Source organism: Streptomyces gobiensis (assembly GCF_021216675.1).
Taxonomy (GTDB): Bacteria; Actinomycetota; Actinomycetes; order Streptomycetales; family Streptomycetaceae; genus Streptomyces; species Streptomyces gobiensis.
Genome location: NZ_CP086120.1, coordinates 5,073,647 through 5,093,156 on the forward strand (window position 1 = coordinate 5,073,647; position 19,510 = coordinate 5,093,156).

Below are 19,510 nucleotides of genomic sequence, written 5' to 3' on the forward strand. Positions count from 1 at the left end.
GCGCTTATGGGACGGGTCACTGAGCGGCGTCCCGTGACCCGGATCCGGGACGGGGCGGTCACCAGGCGCCCGGACACCCTGGTCGCCGAGGAGCCGCTGGAGATCCGGCTGAACGGCAAGCCGCTCGCGATCACGATGCGTACCCCGGGGGATGACTTCGCGCTGGCGGCGGGCTTTCTGGTCAGCGAGGGTGTGCTCGGCGCGGCTGAGGAGCTGGCGAGCATCGTCTACTGCGCCGGGGCCACGGGTGGGGGAGGCGCGAATACGTACAACGTCGTCGATGTGCGGCTCGCCGACGGGGTGCCGGTGCCGGATATCACCTTGGAGCGCAATGTCTATACGACGTCCTCCTGCGGCTTGTGCGGCAAGGCCAGCCTGGACGCCGTACGGACCACCGCCCGGTGGTCGCTCTGCGATGACTCGCCGGTTCCTCCGGTCCGTATCAGCAGTGAGGTGCTCTCGGCGCTGCCCGACCGGCTGCGGGCGGCGCAGCGGGTGTTTGACCGGACGGGGGGCCTGCACGCGGCGGGGCTGTTCACCGCCGGGGGCGAACTGCTGGACAGCCGGGAGGATGTAGGCCGCCACAACGCCGTTGACAAGCTGATCGGCCAGGCGCTGCGGCAGGGGCGGCTGCCGCTGTCGGACACCGTCCTGCTGGTCTCCGGACGGGCCTCCTTCGAGCTGGCGCAGAAGGCGGTGATGGCGGGCATTCCGGTGCTGGCGGCGGTCTCCGCGCCCTCGTCGCTCGCCGTCGACCTCGCCGCCGAGGCCGGGCTGACCCTGGTGGGCTTTCTGCGCGGGGCTTCGATGAATGTGTATACGGGCGAGCATCGCCTCGTCACCGTCACGGCCGGTCCGCGACTCTGACCAGGCCGTTGAAGACGCCGATGTACGCGCTGCCGTCCGGGCCGATGGTGATGGGCGCCCAGTTGTTGTCGTAGAGGGGGCCGGTGCCGGTGAGGCGTTTCCAGCGGGGCTCGCCGGTGCGGAAGTCCACGGCGGTCAGGTACCAGGCGTCGATGCCGAGGGCGTTGGGCTCTTTGGTGTAGAAGTACAACAGCCCATTGCCGGTGGAGAGTTTGGCGACCGTTGAGGGTGAGCGCACCGGGCTCTCCCAGACGGTGTCACAGCCGCTGCCGTCCGCGCGGATGTCGATACGGGCCGCCCCGCCGGTGACCGTCCTGCCGCCGATGAGTGTGGTGACGTTCGCATAGCCGTAGTTGTTCTCGACGATGAGGCTGTTGCCCCAGCCGATCAGGGAGTTGTCGGTGGTGGAGCGTCCGCTGTCGAAGACCGGGACCGCGCAGACCAGCTCACCGTCGCGCCGGTGGACGAGGACGTTCATCCGGTCGTCGGCGTTGTCGGTGATCGCCACATAGCCGTTGTCCTCATCGCCCAGGAGGGTGGGGGTGGTGCCTGAGCCCTGGTTGACCGAGCCTGGTTTGGCGGCGCTGCCGCGGTCGTAGCCGCGGCGCCAGATGATCTGTGGGGTGCCGTCGGTGGCCGCGCGCAGGCTGTAGAGCGCGTGGTCGGAGACGATCGAGAGGGCATCGGGTCCGGCCGTAAAGGAGTTCTGGATCTCCTCGCCGTCGAGGCGGATGGTGCGGACCACGCCGGTGTCCGGGTCGAGGTTGCCGATACGGCCGAGCCGGGTCACCCACCAGATCCGGCCGTCCCAGTCCGGCACGACGGAGGTGACCGGGTCGCACTCGCCGGTTGGGTCGAGGCTGGTCCAGCTGACGCAGCCGGCGGGGGCGTATGCGCCGAGGTCCCAGTCGTCGGTGACGGTGAAGCGCCACTGACCCTGTTCGTCCTGGTGGTGGGCGAGGCGCAGTAAGTGGTTCCGGGAGTCGGCGAGTACGAGGCGGTCCTTGTGGTCGAGATAGGCGTACGCGCCGCCCGAGGTATCCGTGAAGATCTTGGCGAGGTCCAGCCGGGTGATCGCTTCAATGGTGGAGGGGCGCTGGGCGAGTTGGTACTCGGCGAGGGTCCGTAAGGTCTTCGGGTCCAGCAGCTTCACCAGGAAGCCGGTGAAGGTGCCGCAGACGGTGATGATGCGCCCGGCGCGGTCGAAGGTGACGGTGGCGCACTCACCGCCGAGCGTGGCCATGGCCCGGCTGGTGACTTCCGGGTCCGCGCCCAGCGGCCCGGGATAGGGGTGGGTGTCGCTGGCCGCCGCGTCACCGTGCATGCCGTTGCTGCCGTTCGGTGCCAGATACGGGTGCTGGGGCGGCGGCGGCCCCGGCAGCGGGGCGGCCTCGGCGGGCGCTCCGGCGTAGCCGGGGACCAGCCGGTGGCCGGGCGTCTTCGGTACCGGGTCGGCCTGCACCGGGGCGAGAGTGGTCAGGAGGCTCACGGCCAGCAGGCCCAGCACCGATGAGCAGTTGAGCCGTGGATGACGCATCGGGGTCTCCTCTTCCGCTCGGTTGCCGGGCGGAAGGAGACCGTACGAAGGGGCGGCTCAGGAGTCCATGGGCGCCTCGGCCCGCTCCGCGCGGCGGCCCTGGCGGCGGGAGATGACCGCGCCGGCCATCAGCTGTATCTGGTGGAAGAGCATCAGCGGCAGCACGGCCAGCGAGGCCTGGGCGCCGAAGAGCACCGCGGCCATCGGCAGTCCGGCGGCGAGTGATTTCTTGGAGCCCGCGAAGACGATGGCGACCCGGTCCTCGCGGACAAAGCCGAGCTTCCGCGTGCCGTAGGCGGTGAGGGCCAGCATGGCGGCCAGCAGCAGGGCCTCGGTGCCGAACAGGCCGAGCAGCCGCCAGGGTGAGATCTGCTGCCAGATGCCCTCCGTCATGCCCTGGCTGAAGGCGGTGTAGACGACCAGCAGGATGGCTGTCCGGTCGACCGGGGACAGCGCCTTCCGGTGCCGGGTGATGAAGCCGCCGATCCAGCGGCGCAGCAGCTGTCCGGCGAGGAAGGGCGCCAGCAACTGGGTGGCGATGCTCAGCAGGCCCTCGGTGGAGAAGCCGGTGGTGGCGCCGATGAGCAGCCCGGCCAGCAGTGGGGTGAGCACCATGCCCAGCAGGCTGGAGTAGGTGCCCGCACAGATCGCGGCGGGCACATTGCCGCGGGCGATGGAGGTGAAGGCGATGGAGGACTGGATGGTGGAGGGCACGATGCACAGAAAGAGCAGCCCCATCCACAGCTCCTCGGTGAGCACATACGGGACCAGTCCCCGGGCGGCGAGGCCGAGCAGCGGGAAGATCACGAAGGTGCAGACCACGACCGTGAGGTGCAGCCGCCAGTGGCGGATTCCGTCCACGGCCTCGCGGGTGGAGAGCCGTGCGCCGTAGAGGAAGAAGAGCAGCCCGATCGCGATCTTTGAGGCGGTGCCGATGGCCGTCGCGGCGCTGCCGGTGGCGGGCAGCAGCGCGGCGAGTACGACCGTACCGATGAGCAGCGCGATAAAGGGGTCGAGGAACCGGACGATGCGGCGCATGATCCCTACTGAACCATGGCCGGGGTTCCGCACCCCGCCCGGGGAGGTCGCGTGCAGATATGAGTGGTGTGCCGCAACGACTCCCGGCGGGGACTGGCGATGTGCCGGTAATGCCCCGAGTGACCTGCGTTGACGCCCTTCCCGGCCGCCCTCCGGATCCGGTACCGTCGCGACGCTGTGTGTGTGCCATCGCACAGCACACCGAGGAGACCAGCAATTGCGCGAGTTCACCGTCCCAGCCCTGGTGACGGCGCCCCAGGTTGGAGGGCTGGCGGACGCCGTCTTCGACCATGCCGACGCGGATCCGTACCAGGTGTCGCTGGCCCGTAAGGACGCCGACGGACACTGGCGGGACGTCACCGCGGGTGAGTTCCGCGACCAGGTGCTGGCTCTCGCGAAGGGGCTGCTGGCCGAGGGCGTGCGGTTCGGCGACCGGGTGGCGATCATGTCGCGTACCCGTTACGAGTGGACTCTCTTCGACTTCGCGCTCTGGTCCATCGGGGCCCAGCCGGTGCCGGTCTATCCGACCTCCTCGGCCGAGCAGGTGTACTGGATGCTCCATGACGCGGAGGTCTCGGCGGCCATCGTGGAGCATGAGGACCACGCCATGACCGTCGGCTCGGTGATCGGCCGGCTGCCGCTGCTCAGAAAGCTGTGGCAGCTGGACTCGGGCGCCGAGGACGAGCTCCGGGCAGCCGGGGCGCGTATCGACACGGATGTGGTGCAGCGCCACCGGATGGCGCTGACCCCGGAGACCACGGCCACCATCATCTACACCTCCGGCACCATTGGCCGTCCCAAGGGGTGTGTGATCACGCACGCCAATTTTATGTCCGAGTGCGACAACATCGTCGAGAAGTACGAGCCGGTCTTCCACTCCAAGCCCGGGGACCAGGCGTCCACGCTGCTGTTTCTGCCGCTGGCCCATGTCTTCGGGCGCATGGTGGAGGTCGCGGCGGTGCGCGGCCGGGTGAAGCTGGGCCACCAGCCGGATATGACCGCTGCCGCGCTCCTGCCCGACTTCGCCGCCTTCCGGCCGAGCTTCATCCTGGCCGTGCCGTACCTCTTTGAGCGGATCTTCAACGCCGCACGCCGCAAAGCGGAGGCCGAGGGGAAGCTGGGCCCCTTCGACAAGGCCGTGGAGGTGGCGGTGCGCTACGCCGAGGCGGTCGAGCACCAGTCGTTCGGGACAGGCCGGGGACCGGGCGCTGTGCTGCGGATACAGCACCAGATCTTCGACAAGCTCGTCTACGGCAAACTGCGGGACGCGATGGGCGGCCGCTGCCGGCACGCCATGTCGGGCGGCTCAGCGATGGAACGGCGGCTGGGGCTGTTCTTCGACGGCGCGGGCATGCGGATCTTCGAGGGATACGGTCTGACGGAGTCGACCGCGGCAGCGGTCGCCAACCCACCCGAACGGACGCGCTTCGGCACGGTGGGCCGTCCGGTACCGGGGACGACGGTGCATGTCGCGGAGGACGGCGAGATCTGGCTGCACGGGGGCCAGATCTTCCAGGGCTACCACAACCACCCCAAGGCCACCGATGAGGCGCTGCACGACGGCTGGCTGGCCACCGGTGATCTGGGCTCACTGGACGAGGACGGCTATCTGACGATTACCGGGCGGAAGAAAGAGATCCTGGTGACGTCCGGCGGTAAGAGCGTGGCGCCCGCGCAGCTGGAGAACCGGGTGCGGGCGCACCCGCTGGTGGCCCAGTGTGTCGTGGTGGGCAACGACCGCCCGTATGTGGCCGCGCTGGTCACCCTGGACCCGGAGGCAGTGGCGCACTGGCTGTCGATGCGGCACAAGCCGGAGCTGCCCCCTGCGGAGCTGGTGCGTGACGCGGATCTGGAGAAGGAAATCCGGCGGGCGGTGGTCGCCGCGAACACGCAGGTGTCGCAGGCGGAGTCGATCCGGACGTTCCGGATACTGGGCGCTCAGTTCACCGAGGAGTACGGGCTGTTGACGCCTTCGCTGAAGTTGAAGCGGAAGGCGATTGAAAAGGCTTACGCGGTGGAGATCGAGGCGCTGTACCGCACTTAGGTCCCGGGGCCGGGGTGGGGGTTCCCCTATCCCGCCCCCTTCCCAGCTGTACCGATATGCGGCTCCGCCGCGTGGCGGGGCTTCGCCCCGGGCCCCCGGGGTTTGACGGGTGCGGGCTGCCCGGCGCTGGACGCATCTGCGGGTGCGGGGGCGGGGTGTCCCGCCCCCGCACCCGTGGGCTTCGGTCTCAGTGGCCGTGGGGTTCGTCGTCGTGCCCGTGGTCTGCGGGCTCCTTCGACGGCTCTGGCGTGCTGGACTCATGCGCGGAGGGGGCGGGCGAGGCTTCCTCCGTCGCATCCCCATCGGCGTCCGTGCCGGGGCGGGTCTCCTGCGGCTCGGTGCCCTGGTTGTGGCCGGCGTCGTCACCGTCGCGGTGGCCGTCGTGGTGGCCGTCGTCACCGTGCGGAGCCGACTCCTCCGCCGTGCCGTGGCTGTGGCTGTGGCTCACAGCGCCCTCGACCGCAGGCACCGTCATGCCCACCACCACCGCACTCGCCGCACCGACCAGCACCACCGCCCGCAGCGAGGAGGCAAAACCACGGGAGGCGCGCCGCCGCATCTGCCACAGCGCCACCAGGCAGATCACCACCTCGAAGGCCACGGCGGTGGCACCCACCCGGGTGACCTCCTCGGGCACCCCCGCGCTGGGGCCCACCGGTACCCCCGCCGTCCGGCTGACCGCCCACATCGCGATGACGCCCGCGTTGGCGAGTAGACCGAGCAGCATGACGACCCGGCCGGAGGCCCGCAGGGCCGCCACCGCCCAGCCGGTCTGGAAGGCGCCGACGGCGTAGAAGAACACCCCGGCGACCCACCACTCGGCGTGGTGGTCCGCGGCCGACGCGATATGGATCGCGGCCGCCCCCAGCGAGGCGAACGCCGCGACGATACGGCCGGCGCCCACATCCGCCAGGACGCGCCCTTCGTTCCTGTTCGTGATCTCCATATGCAACTGTCCAATCCGTTCTGTCCGAAGGAAATCGAGAAGCCTTCCTTGTGCGTGCTGCTGGCGCTGGCAGCGGCACGCGGCGTGGCTTCTAGATCCGCAGCACGGACAGAGCGGCCAGGGACGGTTTCGGAGGAGACCGGGACGGCACCGTGGCGCCGCGCCACAGGAGAGCAGGGTGCAGGTCGTCCAGCAGGGTTGTGGAGCGGCCTGCGGCCAGAATCCAGGGATGGGGTCCGCCGCTGGTGACTATCTCGCAGGCGGTTTCATCATGACCGCTGTCGTCATGCGATTCGACGCCGCACGCCTGCGGCGTCGAGAACGACGCGGCCACAACCGCCAGTGCGTCGTCGGGATGACCTGGCAGATGCGTGGCCGGCCCGGCGAACCCGTGGCCCACAGCGAGCACGGGGATGGCGACAAGCGCCAGCCAGCGCATCACCGGTCCGGCGCGCATCCTATGGTCTCCCTTCGAGGCCCTGTCGTTTGTGGCCGCCTACCCAGTGCACCCAGGCACATGTCCCAGCCCCGCGCACGGCAGGCACCGGGAGCGGGCCGGAAGCCCCTTGGCGCCGTGCGCTCCGTGACCGCAGCTCACCACCGCGCTGCGGTCACGGCCGGACCGGGGCGGGTCGCCCCGCATCGTGCGGCCGCGCCGCCCGCCTACGCGGACTTGTTGACCATGGTCTTGCCGCAGCAGCATGTCGGGCTCTGCTGCCCGCTGCGGGGCAGCGGTAGACCTCACCCTCGCGGAACGGCATGGTCCTCGTCTCTCTCGTCACGTCCGCCGCCGCATCCGCACCGGCGGCGGCCCGCTGCCCCTACCCCGTGACGCCGATCATGGACTCCCAGTCCGTCAAAGCGGCCGAGACGGTCGGGAAGGCGTCCCGCGGCTACGACGCGGTGGTGAGACCGGCGGCGTGGGTGAGGAGGCGCGCGGTGTGTGTTCCGCCGAGGAGGGCGTGGTCGGTGGTGGTGGGGCGGCAGCGGTCGAGGTCCGGTACGTACTCGGTCATGACGACGCCTGCGTGGTCGGTGTCGGGCTCTTCGAGGTGTACGGGCCAGCCGCGGCCGTGCAGCGCGTCGGCGAACTCCTGGGAGTGCTGGCTGTCGATGACGACGTCCGCCGTGCCGTGGACGAGCCAGACCGGCAGCGGAGGGGCGGATGTTCGGGCCAGATCGCTCAGCGGGCTGTTGCCTGTGGTGCGGGATGGCCAGTCGTAGCGGGCGGCGATGCTGAGGGCCGCCATGGGGCGCCAGCCACCGAAGAGATCGGGACGCAGCGCGATACCCACGGCTGCCGGGCCGCCCGCCGACCATCCGGCGAGTACCAGGCGGTCGGCGCCGCCGCCGGGAGAGGCCGCGTACTCCCGGGCGAACTCCAGGGAATCCAGCAGGTGTGCACGCCCACCATCGGGTGCGTCGGAGCGCCAGTCGGGCACGAGGACGGCCGCGCCTAACCGCGCTGCCGTCTCCGCCAGTGGCTGGAGCACATCCCGCTCGTCCGGCCCTCGCCCATGCCAGAGCAGCACGGTAGGCAGCGAGCCCGGATCTGCGGCCCCAGGGCGGTAGATGTCGATCGGCTTGCCGTTAAGCCCATGTGCGAGGGCGTGGGTCACACCGAACGCTGTGGTCACGCTGGGTCGCTCCTGGCGCTTTGGGGGAAGTTCCCGCCCTTGATGGCTGTGACGAACGATGCCCAGCCGTCCGCAGGGAAGACCAGCGCTGGGCCGCCCGGATTTTTGGAGTCGCACACGGGGGCGATGGCGGGGTAAGCATCGGTGATCTCAAGGCAGCTGCCATTGCTGCCCCCGCTGTAGCTTGACTTGCGCCATGCGCTCAGCGTCGACGCGTCGGCTATGTGCTTACCGCAATGCATGCTCGTATTCCTCTGCAACAGCCCTGATCAGGGGGTGGGTCGCAACGGACGCTGTGGTCAGGCCGGGTTGCTCCTGGCGCTTTTGGGCAAGTTCCCGCCCTTGATGGCAGCGACGAACGATGCCCAGCCGTCCGCACGGAAGACAACCGCCGGGCCACGCGGGTTCTTGGAGTCCCGCACGGGGACGCCAGCGGTGTAGCAGTCGCTAACCTCGAGGCAGTCGCCATTTCCGCCCCCGCTGTAGCTTGACTTGCGCCAACCGGTGAGGGCAGACGCGTCTGGGATGACATGCTCAGTGCTCATGGGAGTGTTCCTCTGCAACAGCTCTTGTAAGGGCTAGTGAATCTTGCAATGGCAGTGCCTCGCTCAGGGCAAGATCGTAGATTGAGCGGCCCTCGGTGACCAGGGCCGGATCGTCCATGAGACGGCCGGTAAGCACTCCCTCGGTGTATGCGGCGGGTGCTGTGTCCGTGAAGCTCATGAGAGAGACCATGCCTTCCATGAGGGCGTGTGCCCCGACAGTGAATGGGAGTACGTGCAGCCTCAGACGCCCAGCCTCGGCCATGTCGGCAATTTTGGTGAGCTGTTCGGCCATGACATGCCGACCCCCGACTGTCCGTCGGAGCACAGCCTCATCCAGCAGCGTCCACACCACCGGGTGAGCCGGGTTGTCGAGGATGCGTGCTCGCTCTGTTCGGTTGACCACGCGCCGGTCAACATCCTCAGCCGTGTAGTTGGGGTGGTAGGCACGGAAGACAGCACGGGCATATGCCTGTGTCTGCAGCACTCCAGGTACCAGTAGCGCCGCGAATTGCCGGATCTCCGCTGCTTGCTGTTCCAACTCGGCGGCCTCGGCGAAGTGATCGGCGTAGCGGTGCTCCAGATCCTTCAGCCAGCGAGCGAACCAGCCGTCGGTGCCCAGAGCCTGATCGATACGGGTCGCGTCGTCCGGATTGGGCAGACGGCGTCCAGCCTCAATATGGCTGATCAGAGTGGGGGAGCAGACAACCTCTTCACTCAGTGCCTCTTGGGTCAAGTTGGCAGCCAGGCGCCTGCGGCGTAGCTCGTCGCCGTACTTCTGGCGGGCCGTACTGGGCTGCTTCTTCGTCATCCATTAACTCCCCTACTTGAAAGCCTCGTTGTCAGCTTTCTCCCCCTAGCAGCGTAGCGGCCAGGACATCACGCTGTAAGCAGTTCGATACGCAGCGAAAGGGCCGAAGTGGCGGCCTCTGAACGGAGCAGAGCGACATGCGAATTTCCCACGCCCTCATTGCTATGGCCAGAACGGCGATCGCAGCCCTCTACGGACTGGAAAAGCAGCATCCGGCAACCGTCCAGAGCCCGCCTCAGCCACCACCAGCGCCGTGCCCGGAGCCTCCTGCGGCGCTGCCCCGGCATCGGAGTCCTTACGGCCTCCCGGAGCCTCCCTGTTATGTGGACGGTCAGCCGCTGGTGCGGCCGTACTTGGTGGAGTATGAGCGGCGGCAGCGCCGCCGTCTGGTCATGGCGGCGCACCACGGCATTGTCGTTGACTGCGTTGTCGTTGGGGGTGGCCGGTGAGTGGGTTGTGTGGTGCGCGGCGTCCTGCGTGGGTTGGCCTGCCGCCCCTGTGCGCCGCCCGGTTCTCCTGTGTCCGTCAGCAGGGGCATGACGGGTTGCACCGTGATGTCCATGGTGAGAGCTGGATCGACCCGGACTCCGAGCTGGCCGAATGTCTGGGTGTGGCTGTTGCTGCCGAGTATCTGCGGGCCATTCTCGGGTGGAGTGATGACCGGTGACGATGACGATCAAGGTTTACCGGGTACGTCCGGACGGTCGCCGGATCACGGTCGTGCCACGGCGGACCGTCGGCGAGAGCGACCCCACCCGGTTGCCCGGATCCCTGAGCTTCCCGCCGTGCAGCTGCCCGCGGTGCACACCCCGGCAGCCTGAAGGGGCGAAGTAAGGCCCGTCAGGGCAGTTCGGCCAGCGTTTCTGCGAGGGCGCGGAAGATGAGGGCGGTGGAGGTGGCGCCCGGGTCCTGGTGGCCGACGCTGCGGGCGCCGAGGTAGGAGGCGCGGCCCTTGCGGGCCTGCATCGGGGTGGTGGCGCGCATGCCCTCCTCGGCGGCGTCCGCGGCGGCGCGGGCCGCGGTGGTGAGGTCACCGCCGGAGTCGGCCGCCTTCTGGAAGGCGTCCAGCGCGGGGGCGTAGGCGTCGACCATGGTCTTGTCCCCGGGCGTGGCCGCGCCGAGCTTCTGGAGGCTCTGCAGCCCGGCGGCGAGGGCGGCGGCGAACTGCCCGGTGTCGGCGCTGGGCACGTCCAGCGCCTTGCCCATGGCGCGGAAGGCGCTGCCGTACAGCGGGCCGGAGGCGCCGCCGACGCTGGAGATCAGGGTGGTGCCGGCCTTGACGAACACGGCGCCGACGGTGGCCGGTTCAAGGTTGGCGAGGGCGGCCTTGACCGCGGTGAAGCCGCGTTCCATGTTGATGCCGTGGTCGGCGTCGCCAATGGCCGAGTCGAGCTGGGTGAGTTGGTCCTTGTGCTCGGCCATGGCGGCGGCGATGGCCTGCACCCAGGTGCGGGCGAGGGCGATGTCGGCGAGGTCCATGGGGGCCACGGGGTCTCCGATCTGGCGGGCGGACGGCTGTGGGTGTGGGGCGGAGCGTGGGGCGGTACGGCGGTCAGGCGCCCCAGCGCAGGGCGGGGGTGTTCACCGGTGCGTCCCACAGGGACAGCATGTCGGCATCGGCCTTGCAGACGGTGATCGAAACACCCGCCATGTCCAGGCTGGTGACATAGTTTCCGACCAGATTGCGGGCGATGACGATGCCCCGGTCCGCGAACGCGGCGGCGACCTCGTTGAACGCCACATACAGCTCCAGCAGCGGGGTGCCGCCCAGACCGTTGACCATGACGATGGTCTGGTCGCCGGTGGCGAGCGACAGCTCACCGAGGATTGGCTCCAGCATGGCGGACACGATCTCCTTGGCCGGCCGGAGCGGTTCCCGGCGGCGGCCGGGCTCACCATGGATGCCGACGCCGACCTCGATCTCGTCCTCGGGCAGCTCAAAGCCGGGTTTGCCCGCCGCGGGGGTGGTGCAGGCGGTCAGGGCGACGGCGAAGGAGCGGGAAGCGGCGTTGACGCGGCGTCCCAGCTCGGCCACCGCGGCCAGGTCGGCCCCCTGTTCCGCGAGGGCACCGGCGATCTTCTCGACGAGGACGGTGGCCCCGGTGCCCCGCCGCCCGGCGGTGAAGGTGGAGTCCTCGACGGCGACATCGTCGTCGATCAGGACGGTCTCCACGGTGCTGCCTTGCTCGGTGGCCAGTTCCGCGGCCATCTCGAAGTTGAGCACATCGCCGGTGTAGTTCTTCACGATGAACAGCAGGCCCGCGCCGCCGTCGACGGCCTGGGCGGCGGCCAGCATCTGCCCGGGGACGGGGGAGGTGAAGACCTCCCCGGGACAGGCGGCGTCCAGCATGCCCGGCCCCACGAAGCCGCCGTGCAGGGGCTCATGGCCGGAGCCGCCGCCGGAGACCAGCGCGACCTTGCCGGGGCGGGTGCCCTCGGCGCGGGTGATGACCTTGTGCTCCCGGTCGACACGCAGTGTGGGGTGGGCGGCCGCGATCCCGGCGAGGGCGTCGTCGAGGACGGCCTCGGGCGCGTTGATGAGCTTCTTCACGACGGACTCCTCTGGCGGCGGCTGCGACTGCGGCTGGGACGTGGGTGTTCATGATTGCTGAACGTTGTTCGGAAGTTAGGCCTGTGTTTCTGGCCTGTCAAGAGCTTCGGCGGTCGCCATTGGCCATGGGTGCGTACGGAGCGTACGGGTCAGACAGCCCCGTACCGGGCGGCTCCCCGGGGGGCGCCCAGGTCCCGGGAGAGGCTGCGGGCGGTCTCCCGGACGGCGACCCCCAGCTCCTGGCGGGCCGACTCGGCCAGCACCCGCTCGACGGGGCCGACGATGCCGATGGCGCCCACCACCTCGCCGGAGCGGCCGATGGCGGGGGCGGCGATGCCCGCGTCGCCGATGGCGGACTCGCCGTCCTCCACCGCGTAACCCCGGCGGCGGACCTCTGCCAGCTGGTCCGCCAGCTCGGCCGGGTCGGTGATGCTGGCGCCGGTGAGCTGGGCCAGCTCGGCGCCGAGGAGCCGTTCCCGCTCGGCCGGCGGTGCGAAGGCCACCATCGCCTTGCCCAGTGCGCAGGTGCTCCACGGGATGCTGGCCCCGACCTCCAGGATCTGCACGGCGCCGGCGGGCCGGAAGGCATGGTGCACGACCAGGATGTGATCGCCGGTGAGCACGGCCACCCACACCGCCTCACCGGCCCGGGTGGCGAGCTGGTCGGCCCAGGTCAGTGAGCGGGTCCGCAGCTCCTGGGTGTCCAGATAGGCGTTGCCCAGGTGCACCAGGCCGGGGCCGAGCTGGTAGCGGGAGCTCTCCCGGTCCTGGACCACCAGGCCCTCGGCCTCCAGCGTGCGCAGCAGGGCGTGGACGGTGGGCTTGGCCACGCCCAGCCGGTCGGCCAGCTCGGTCACGCCCAGCCGGGGCCCCGCTGCCGCGAGCTCCCGCAGGATCTGGACCGCCCGCTGCACGGCCTGCACCATAAAGAAACTCCTTATTCCCAGGGATTCAGTATTGCTGAACAGCGTTCCGGGATTTACCGTAAGCGTTCATGAGCGCACCTGTCGGCATCGTACTCGTGTCCCACAGCGCCGATCTCGCCTCCGGGCTTCACCAGCTGGTGCGGCAGATCGGCTCCGACGAGGTCCCCATCGGCACCGCCGGAGGGACCGACGACGGCCGGATCGGCACCAGCTACGACGTCATCCACGAGGCCATCCGGCATGCCGACCGGGGAGGCGGCGTCGTCGTCCTCCCCGACCTCGGCAGCTCCGTCCTCACTGCCCGCACCGTTCTCGAGGACCATCCCCGTTCCGACGTACTGATCGTTGACGCTCCCTTTGTCGAGGGAGCCGTCGCAGCCGTGGTCACCGCCGCATCGGGCGGAGACCTGGAAGCCGTCGCCAAGGCCGCCCAGGAGGCCCGTCATGTCAGCAAGCTCTGAGCCCACCGCCGCCGTGCGGCACGAGACCACCGTCGTTCTCCCCGCCCATCTGCACGCCCGCCCGGCGGGCAAGCTCGCCCAGGCCGCAGCCCAGTTCACCAGCACGGTGCAGCTCGAGTACGACGGCCGGACGGTCAACCCGACCGGTGTCCTCGGTGTGATGGCGCTGGGCGCCATGGCCGGGAACACGGTCACGGTGCGCGCGGAGGGCCCCGACGCGGAGCAGGCCGTCACGGCCCTGGCCGGCATCCTCGCCGCCGCCGAATAGCCGGAGGCCAGAATGCGCCTGCCGGTGCCGGACGGAACCCGTCCAGCACCGGCAGGCGCAGTGTGGTCAGCTTGTGAAGGCGTCGGGGTTGGCGCAGTGGGCGAGCGGCTCACCGCGCAGATAGCGGCCGACCTCGGCCGCGACGATGTTCGCGGCCTTGTGCGCGACCTGCTGGCTGCCGCCCGCGATATGCGGGGTGAGGACGACGCCGGGGGTGGTCAGCAGCCGGGACCCGGCCGGGACGGGCTCCTCGGGGAAGACGTCGAAGCCCGCGCCCCGGAGCTGTCCGGAGTCCAGCGCGTCACACACCGCCTCGTAGTCGAGCAGTGCGCCACGGGCGCAGTTCACGAGGACCGAGCCGCGCGGCATGGCCGCGATCTGGGCGCGGCCGATCATGCCTGTGGTCTCCTCGGTGACCCGGGCGTGCAGGGAGACGATGCGCGAGCGGACCAACAGTTCATCCAGGCTGACCTGTTCCGCGATGCCCGCCAACGCCTCGGGGGCGGCGTACGGGTCGTGGACGAGGACCTCGGCGCCCATGGCGGCCAGCACCTTGGCCACCCGGCTGCCGATGGCACCGTAGCCGACCAGGCCGACAGGGGTGCCCTCGATCTCGATGCCGCAGCTGTCGTAGTCGTAGTAGTCGCCACGCCAGATACCCCGGCGCAGCTCGGCGTGAGTGTCGCCGACGCCGCGGGCGGCGGCGAGCAGCAGCGTGAGGGTGTGCTCGGCGGTGGCGGTGGCATTGCGGCCGGGGGCGTAGCAGACGGCGACCCCGTGTTGGGTGGCGGCATCGAGGTTGGCGTTGACCGGGCCGCCGCGGCTGACGCAGAACAGCTCCAGATCGGGGCAGTTGGCCAGGATGCGCTCGGTGAGCGGGGCGAGCTGGGTGACGCAGATCTGCACTCCCCGCAGGGCCTCGATCATCTGGTCCTCGGTGCCGGAGGCCTCCGTCACCTCGGCGACCGTGCCGAACGGGGTGTGTGGCCATGGGAGTTGGAGCTCCCGTACGGCTACGGGGCTGTCGGCTGCCGCTGTCACGGCATCCGTGAGCAGTCGGGGGAGGACAAAGTGGTCGCCGGCGGCCAGCACGGTGGTGCTCATGGAATCTTCTCTCGTCTCTGCGTTTCTGCGTCAGCGGAGTGCGGGGGCAGGGGTGAGGGCAGGCGCGTTGAGGCGGAGCAGCGCTGCCCGTCCGTCCTTCATCCGCAGCTCGGTCAGCGCGCCGTTGTGCAGCTCGGGGAAGACCCGCCGGTAGTTGGTGAGCGGAATGTCCAGCAGCTGGCAGAGCAGCAGACGCAGGAGCGTGGAGTGCGCCACGACCAGGACCCTGCCCACCGGATGCTCCTGGGCGATGTCGGCCAGGCAGGCCGCGGCGCGCTCGGCGGCGCGGCGGGGGTCTTCGCCGCCAGGGAGGTGATGGTTGACGGGGTCGGAGAGAAAGGCGTCGAGCTGCTTGGGAAACCGCTGGCGCATCTCGGCTCTGGTCAGCCCTTCCCCCCTTCCGAAGTCGACTTCGTGGAGGCGTTCATCGATACGCGGGGTCAGGTCGCAGGCCGCCGCGGCGGGGGCGGCGGTGAGGCGGGCCCGGGAGAGTGGGGAGCTCCAGACAGCGCTGAGGTCGGCGGTGGCGGCCCAGTCGGCGAGCGCGGCGGCCTGCTGCCGCCCGCGCTCGGTCAGGGCCACATCGGTCAGTCCGGCGTAGCGGTTCTCGGCGTGCCAGGCGGTCTCGCCATGGCGTACGAGGATGAACTCGGTCACTCTTGGGCCTTTCCGTGGACGTGGTCGGCGACCATCGGGTCGAGCCAGCCGCGCTGGGTCAGCGCGTTGACGAAACTGAGGTAGCGGGGTTGGCAGGCGGCGGTGCGCTCCGGGTCAGGCAGGAGCTCCTGACGGATACGGACCATCGAATCCGCCGCGTCCGGCAGGGAGGCGCCGGAGGATGTGGCGGCGAGGACGGCCATACCGATCGCGCTCTCGGCCTGTTCGGGCAGCGAGACCCGGCGGCCCAGCACATCCGCACGCAGCTGCGACCAGTAGTGGTTGCGGGTTCCGCCGCCGGTGAGGGTGAGCGGCCCGTCGGTCGGGGCACCGAGGTGATCCAGGTAGTCGAAGCACAGCCGCTCCAGGTAGGCCACGCCGAGCAGGCAGGCGTGGAATCGTTCGGGTTCGCCGGCCGGGTCGCCCAGGACGAAGGGCGTGGCGTCGGGAGCGCGGAAGGGGAAGCGCTCACCGCGCGAGACCAGGGGGTAGATGACCGCGTCGCCGGGCGCGGCGGCGGCCCGTGCGGTGAGCAGCTCCAGGTCGGCACCCGGGAACTGCTGGGCGATGATGCCTGCTCCGCTGCTGGAGGCGCCGCCGGGCAGCCAGCTGTCGCCCGGTCCCCGGTGGCAGTACACAACGCCGCCGGGGTCACGGACCAGGTGCGGGCTCACGCCCTTGAGCACCAAGGTGGTGCCCAGTACGGAATTCCACGCGCCGGGCGTGAGTGCGCCGGCGCTGAGCTGCGCCGCGCAGCCGTCGGTCATTCCCGCGACGATGGCGGTCCCTTCGGGGATGCCGGTGGCCCGCGCGGCGGCGGCGCATACGGTGCCCAGGACGCTCCCGGAGCGCACCACACGCGGCAGCAGGCTGTGCGGCACGCCGAGTTCGGACAGCTCCTTGTCCGGCCAGCGTTCCTCGGCCAGGTGGTAGCCGCTCTTCAGCGCGTGGCTGGCGTCGCTGGCCACCTGGTGCCCGGCCAGCCGCCAGGTGATCAGGTCGGCTTGATGGAGCAGCCGGGTTCCGGCCGCGGTCGCCGGGGCGGCGTGCTCCAGCAGCCAGCGGAGCTTGGGAAGGGCCCAGGAGGGCTGCATGCTGCGGTAGCCGAGCTCCTGCCAGACGGCTGAGCCGGTCTCGTTCACCTCGGCGGCCTGCTGGACGGCGCGCCCGTCGTCGTACATCAGGCCGGGGGTGAGCGGGGTTCCGGCGGCGTCGGCCAGCAGGATGGTGCCGGAGGTGGCGTCGACGGCCAGACCGCGGACCCGCCGTGGGTCGAGGTGCGTGAGGACCTCGCGGCAGGCGCCGGTCAGCGCGGACCACCACTGCTCCGGATCCTGTTCGTGCCGGGGGCCGTCGCGGTGGCTGTCGAGCGGCCGGGCGGCCGTGGCCAGCACCTGTCCGGTGCCGCTGACGGCGACACAGCGGGCGCTCTGGGTTCCCAGGTCGAGCCCGAGCCATGCGTCGTCCGGTGACAAGGGGTCAGGCATGGGGCGCTCCCTGGCTGGTGGAGATCCCGGATCCGGTGGCGGACGGCTGCCAGCCGGCGTCCCGGGCCAGTGCGCGCCAGGCAAGGAAGTCCTCGTAGAGCGCGGCGTACAGCGTGCCGCGTGCCGGGTCGGGGTCCCAGGCCGAACCCATGCGTACGTAGGTCGCTGCGGCGCTGTGCATGCTCGACTCGGCGCCGGTGAGCACAAGACCCGTGACGAAGGCTCCCTTGGCGCCGATTTCCGTGTCGGTGGAGCGTGCTGTGGGGACACCGGTGGTGTCCGCGATGAGCTGGCACCAGGCGTCGCTGTTGGCACCGCCGCCGCAGAGTCTGAGCTCGTTCACCTCGCTCCGGGAGGCCGCCAGGGAGTCCCGTACGGTCAGGGAGAGGCCCTCGAATACGGCCCGGGCGACATCGGCCCGGCCGTGTTCCAGGGTCAGTCCCCAGAACGTGCCCCGGGCCCGGGGGTCGAGGAAGGGCGCGCGCTCGCCGGCCGGCGAGAGGTAGGGCAGAAACGCCATGCCCCGGGCGCCGGGCTCCGCCGTGAAGGCGAGTTCGGCCAGCTCCGGCGGTCCGTCGAGACCGAGGGTGGCGGCGGCCCAGCTGAGGACTTCTGTGCCGGCCAGGGTCGGGAAGGCGCGCAGCACACGCTCGCGCCCCCGGTAGGCAATGTTGATTCCGCACGGTTCGCCTGCCGTGTCGACGGTCTTACGGACGATCTCGGTGCACAGCGTGGTGCCCAGGATGCTGCACGCCTGGCCGGGGTTGACCACTCCGACACCGCGCGCGGTTGAGGCGATGTCATAGGGCGCCATGACCACGGGCAGACCCGCCGGCAGCCCGAGCTGGCTGGCCGCTTCCTGGGTGATCTCAGCGATCCGTTCCTGTTCGCCCAGCACTCTGGGCAGCAGTCGGCGCGCCCACTCCAGGCCGAACAGCTCCAGGATCTTCGGGTCGTAGTCGCCCGTGGAGTGGTCGAGGAAAGGAGCGGAGGCATCGGAGGCGTCGACCGCCACCTCACCCGTGAGACGCAGAAAGAGCCAGCCGGCGGCGGTCAGTGCGGAGGCGGAACGCTCCAGCCGCCCCGGGTCGTGCGCGGCCAGCCAGCTGAGGATGGCGTTGGGCATCCCGCTGCAGGTGAGCGAGCCGTTGCGGCGGAAGGCATCCTCCAGCACGCCGTCACTCGCCCAGCGCTCCAGGATCGTGCCCGCGCGCCCGTCGGACCAGAGCAGCGCCGGGCCGGTGGGGCGGCCCCGCTCGTCGACCAGCCAGCAGCCGTCTCCCTGGGCGGTGAAGGAGACCAGCCACACGGGGTCGCGCAGCTCGGAGAGCACATTGCGGACGGTGAAGACCACCGCGTTCCAGACGGTGTCCATGTCCTGCTCGGCCCAGCCAGGGTGCGGACGGTCCACCGCGGTGCCCAGACGGGAGACCGCGATCTCATTGCCCTGATCGTCGAACACCACCGATTTGATCATCGAGGTGCCGACATCAATGGTCAGAACCGACATGATTACCGTCCTTCGCAGTGACAGGATCAATTGCGCCCATACCGGGCCGCAAGCATTCGCCCGCCAGGGCGCCGCCGGACCCCTCTGGCCTGGTGGGATGCAACTCCCACCGCATCGGGGGCGTCAATGAATCCCCGGAACTTCTCACCACCTGTGTGATCTCTCGCGTGAACTTACCCAGGGGTGCTTCTGCCGCCGTGCTGGGTATCGGAGCCGCGGAAGCCGCCAGGGAAGCACCCCGGTAGGCGTGAAACCCACGTGATGTTCACATGGGTTTCCGCAGAGTCAGGCCCGGCAGAGTCAGGCCCGCCCGACCACCTTGAGCGTAACGCCGAGATCGCGGATACGGCGCTGCTCCTCCGCTGGCAGGCCGCTGTCGGTGAGGACAATGTCGAAGGCGGTGAGCGGGGCCAGGGTGTGCAGTCCCTCGCGGGTGAACTTGGTGTGGTCGGCGAGCAGAACACGCCGGGCGGCGGAGTCGATCAGGGCACGCTTGACGTGCACGGTCTCCTGGGACTGGTGATAGCAGCGGCCCCGGGTGATGGCCGTGGTGGACATGAACAGGGTGTCGGCGCGGAACGAGGCCACGGCCTCCGCCGTGTGGAGCCCGAGGAAGGCGTCGTAGGCGGGAAAGTACGTGCCGCCGAGCGCCACCAGGCTGATACCGGACTCGCCAGCCAGCAGTTTGATCACCGGAAAGAAGTTGGTGATCACGGTGAGCGGGGTGCGTTCGGTGAGCCGCTCCGCCAGATACAGACAGGTGGTGCTGTCGTCCAGCATGATCGCCTGACCGGGTGCGATCAGGCTGAGGGCAGCGTCGGCGAGCCGCTTCTTGGTGTCGGCCATGGCGGCCATCCGCTCGCTGACATTGCCGTGGAAGACGGTTGAGGAGAGTGCGGTCGCGCCGCCGCGGACCTTGCGCAGCCAGCCCTGGGACTGCAGCGCGTCCAGGTCGCGGTGGATGGTCATCAGGCTGACACCGAACTGCCCGGCGAGATCGGCGGCGCGCACGAATCCCTCGCCCGAGACGCGGTCGCGGATGTACTGCCGCCGGTCGCGCTGCTCGTCGGAGCGGGGCACGCGCCCAGCGCCGCCTGGGGTTGATGTGTCCATTGGCCGTCACC

General features: G+C 70.1%; 22 protein-coding genes. 6 read left to right on the plus strand and 16 right to left on the minus strand.

Going from position 1 to position 19,510, the window contains the following annotated elements:
- Nucleotides 1-6: 6 nt before the first annotated feature.
- Nucleotides 7-867 (plus strand): formate dehydrogenase accessory sulfurtransferase FdhD, encoded by an 861-nt coding sequence (gene fdhD, locus test1122_RS23535; RefSeq protein WP_232271168.1) that lies wholly within the window; start codon nucleotides 7-9, stop codon nucleotides 865-867.
- Here fdhD and test1122_RS23540 read toward each other — a convergent pair.
- Both test1122_RS23540 and test1122_RS23545 read right to left on the minus strand, forming a co-directional pair.
- Complete coding sequence (locus test1122_RS23540) at nucleotides 845-2,404, minus strand: NHL repeat-containing protein (RefSeq protein ID WP_232271169.1); 1,560 nt, start codon at nucleotides 2,402-2,404, stop codon at nucleotides 845-847. The two genes, fdhD and test1122_RS23540, sit on opposite strands and share 23 nt — an antisense overlap.
- A 57-nt stretch (nucleotides 2,405-2,461) precedes the next feature.
- On the minus strand, nucleotides 2,462-3,442 hold the full coding sequence (locus test1122_RS23545) for a bile acid:sodium symporter family protein (RefSeq protein WP_232271170.1): 981 nt from the start codon (nucleotides 3,440-3,442) through the stop codon (nucleotides 2,462-2,464).
- Between the two features lie 217 nt (nucleotides 3,443-3,659).
- Here test1122_RS23545 and test1122_RS23550 point away from each other — a divergent pair, with 217 nt between their 5' ends.
- Complete coding sequence (locus tag test1122_RS23550) at nucleotides 3,660-5,486, plus strand: AMP-dependent synthetase/ligase (RefSeq protein WP_232271171.1); 1,827 nt, start codon at nucleotides 3,660-3,662, stop codon at nucleotides 5,484-5,486.
- 187 nt (nucleotides 5,487-5,673) lie between these two features.
- Here test1122_RS23550 and test1122_RS23555 read toward each other — a convergent pair whose 3' ends face one another.
- The 6 genes from test1122_RS23555 to test1122_RS23580 all read right to left on the minus strand — a co-directional run bounded on the left by test1122_RS23555 (nucleotide 5,674) and on the right by test1122_RS23580 (nucleotide 9,422).
- Entirely contained in the window at nucleotides 5,674-6,432 is a 759-nt protein-coding gene (locus test1122_RS23555; protein WP_232271172.1) for a hypothetical protein, read from the minus strand.
- Nucleotides 6,433-6,523: 91 nt separating this feature from the next.
- Nucleotides 6,524-6,889 carry a hypothetical protein gene (locus test1122_RS23560; protein ID WP_232271173.1) on the minus strand — a complete coding sequence of 122 codons (366 nt, stop codon included), beginning with the start codon at nucleotides 6,887-6,889 and terminating at the stop codon, nucleotides 6,524-6,526.
- 436 nt (nucleotides 6,890-7,325) lie between these two features.
- Nucleotides 7,326-8,069, minus strand: coding sequence for an alpha/beta hydrolase family protein (locus test1122_RS23565; RefSeq protein ID WP_232271174.1), 744 nt, complete (start codon nucleotides 8,067-8,069; stop codon nucleotides 7,326-7,328).
- Nucleotides 8,066-8,311, minus strand: a complete 246-nt coding sequence (locus tag test1122_RS23570; protein WP_232271175.1) for a DUF397 domain-containing protein — start codon at nucleotides 8,309-8,311, stop codon at nucleotides 8,066-8,068. The genes test1122_RS23565 and test1122_RS23570 overlap by 4 nt, the downstream gene beginning before the upstream one ends.
- A 57-nt stretch (nucleotides 8,312-8,368) precedes the next feature.
- Complete coding sequence (locus test1122_RS23575) at nucleotides 8,369-8,614, minus strand: DUF397 domain-containing protein (RefSeq protein ID WP_232271176.1); 246 nt, start codon at nucleotides 8,612-8,614, stop codon at nucleotides 8,369-8,371.
- The gene (locus test1122_RS23580; protein WP_232271177.1) at nucleotides 8,604-9,422 is read right to left on the minus strand and encodes a helix-turn-helix domain-containing protein; all 819 of its coding nucleotides are present in this window, start codon (nucleotides 9,420-9,422) and stop codon (nucleotides 8,604-8,606) included. The genes test1122_RS23575 and test1122_RS23580 overlap by 11 nt, the downstream gene beginning before the upstream one ends.
- A gap of 137 nt (nucleotides 9,423-9,559) precedes the next feature.
- Between test1122_RS23580 and test1122_RS23585 the strand changes: the two genes are divergently transcribed.
- Nucleotides 9,560-9,871 (plus strand): hypothetical protein, encoded by a 312-nt coding sequence (locus tag test1122_RS23585; RefSeq protein WP_232271178.1) that lies wholly within the window; start codon nucleotides 9,560-9,562, stop codon nucleotides 9,869-9,871.
- A 95-nt stretch (nucleotides 9,872-9,966) separates the two neighbouring features.
- Nucleotides 9,967-10,089 (plus strand): hypothetical protein, encoded by a 123-nt coding sequence (locus tag test1122_RS26640; protein ID WP_277879881.1) that lies wholly within the window; start codon nucleotides 9,967-9,969, stop codon nucleotides 10,087-10,089.
- 173 nt (nucleotides 10,090-10,262) lie between these two features.
- Here test1122_RS26640 and dhaL read toward each other — a convergent pair whose 3' ends face one another.
- The 3 genes from dhaL to test1122_RS23600 all read right to left on the minus strand — a co-directional run bounded on the left by dhaL (nucleotide 10,263) and on the right by test1122_RS23600 (nucleotide 12,899).
- Nucleotides 10,263-10,901, minus strand: a complete 639-nt coding sequence (gene dhaL / locus test1122_RS23590; protein WP_277879914.1) for a dihydroxyacetone kinase subunit DhaL — start codon at nucleotides 10,899-10,901, stop codon at nucleotides 10,263-10,265.
- A gap of 73 nt (nucleotides 10,902-10,974) precedes the next feature.
- A complete protein-coding gene (gene dhaK / locus test1122_RS23595) occupies nucleotides 10,975-11,973 on the minus strand; it encodes a dihydroxyacetone kinase subunit DhaK (RefSeq protein ID WP_232271179.1) in 999 nt (332 codons plus the stop codon).
- 149 nt (nucleotides 11,974-12,122) lie between these two features.
- On the minus strand, nucleotides 12,123-12,899 hold the full coding sequence (locus test1122_RS23600) for an IclR family transcriptional regulator (protein ID WP_232271180.1): 777 nt from the start codon (nucleotides 12,897-12,899) through the stop codon (nucleotides 12,123-12,125).
- A gap of 68 nt (nucleotides 12,900-12,967) precedes the next feature.
- Between test1122_RS23600 and dhaM the strand changes: the two genes are divergently transcribed.
- Nucleotides 12,968-13,360: a dihydroxyacetone kinase phosphoryl donor subunit DhaM gene (dhaM, locus tag test1122_RS23605; protein ID WP_232271181.1), complete on the plus strand. Its 393-nt coding sequence runs from the start codon at nucleotides 12,968-12,970 to the stop codon at nucleotides 13,358-13,360.
- Nucleotides 13,344-13,628 carry an HPr family phosphocarrier protein gene (locus tag test1122_RS23610; protein ID WP_232271182.1) on the plus strand — a complete coding sequence of 95 codons (285 nt, stop codon included), beginning with the start codon at nucleotides 13,344-13,346 and terminating at the stop codon, nucleotides 13,626-13,628. Before dhaM ends, test1122_RS23610 begins: the two co-directional genes overlap by 17 nt.
- A gap of 66 nt (nucleotides 13,629-13,694) precedes the next feature.
- Here the strand turns inward: test1122_RS23610 and test1122_RS23615 are convergent, their stop codons facing one another.
- The 5 genes from test1122_RS23615 to test1122_RS23635 all read right to left on the minus strand — a co-directional run bounded on the left by test1122_RS23615 (nucleotide 13,695) and on the right by test1122_RS23635 (nucleotide 19,499).
- Nucleotides 13,695-14,732, minus strand: coding sequence for a 2-hydroxyacid dehydrogenase (locus test1122_RS23615; RefSeq protein WP_232271183.1), 1,038 nt, complete (start codon nucleotides 14,730-14,732; stop codon nucleotides 13,695-13,697).
- Between the two features lie 30 nt (nucleotides 14,733-14,762).
- Nucleotides 14,763-15,389, minus strand: coding sequence for a histidine phosphatase family protein (locus tag test1122_RS23620; protein ID WP_232271184.1), 627 nt, complete (start codon nucleotides 15,387-15,389; stop codon nucleotides 14,763-14,765).
- A complete protein-coding gene (locus test1122_RS23625; RefSeq protein ID WP_232271185.1) occupies nucleotides 15,386-16,876 on the minus strand; it encodes an FGGY-family carbohydrate kinase in 1,491 nt (496 codons plus the stop codon). Before test1122_RS23625 ends, test1122_RS23620 begins: the two co-directional genes overlap by 4 nt.
- A complete protein-coding gene (locus test1122_RS23630) occupies nucleotides 16,869-18,386 on the minus strand; it encodes an FGGY-family carbohydrate kinase (protein ID WP_232271186.1) in 1,518 nt (505 codons plus the stop codon). Before test1122_RS23630 ends, test1122_RS23625 begins: the two co-directional genes overlap by 8 nt.
- 300 nt (nucleotides 18,387-18,686) lie before the next feature.
- Entirely contained in the window at nucleotides 18,687-19,499 is an 813-nt protein-coding gene (locus test1122_RS23635) for a DeoR/GlpR family DNA-binding transcription regulator (RefSeq protein ID WP_232271187.1), read from the minus strand.
- Nucleotides 19,500-19,510: the final 11 nt, after the last annotated feature.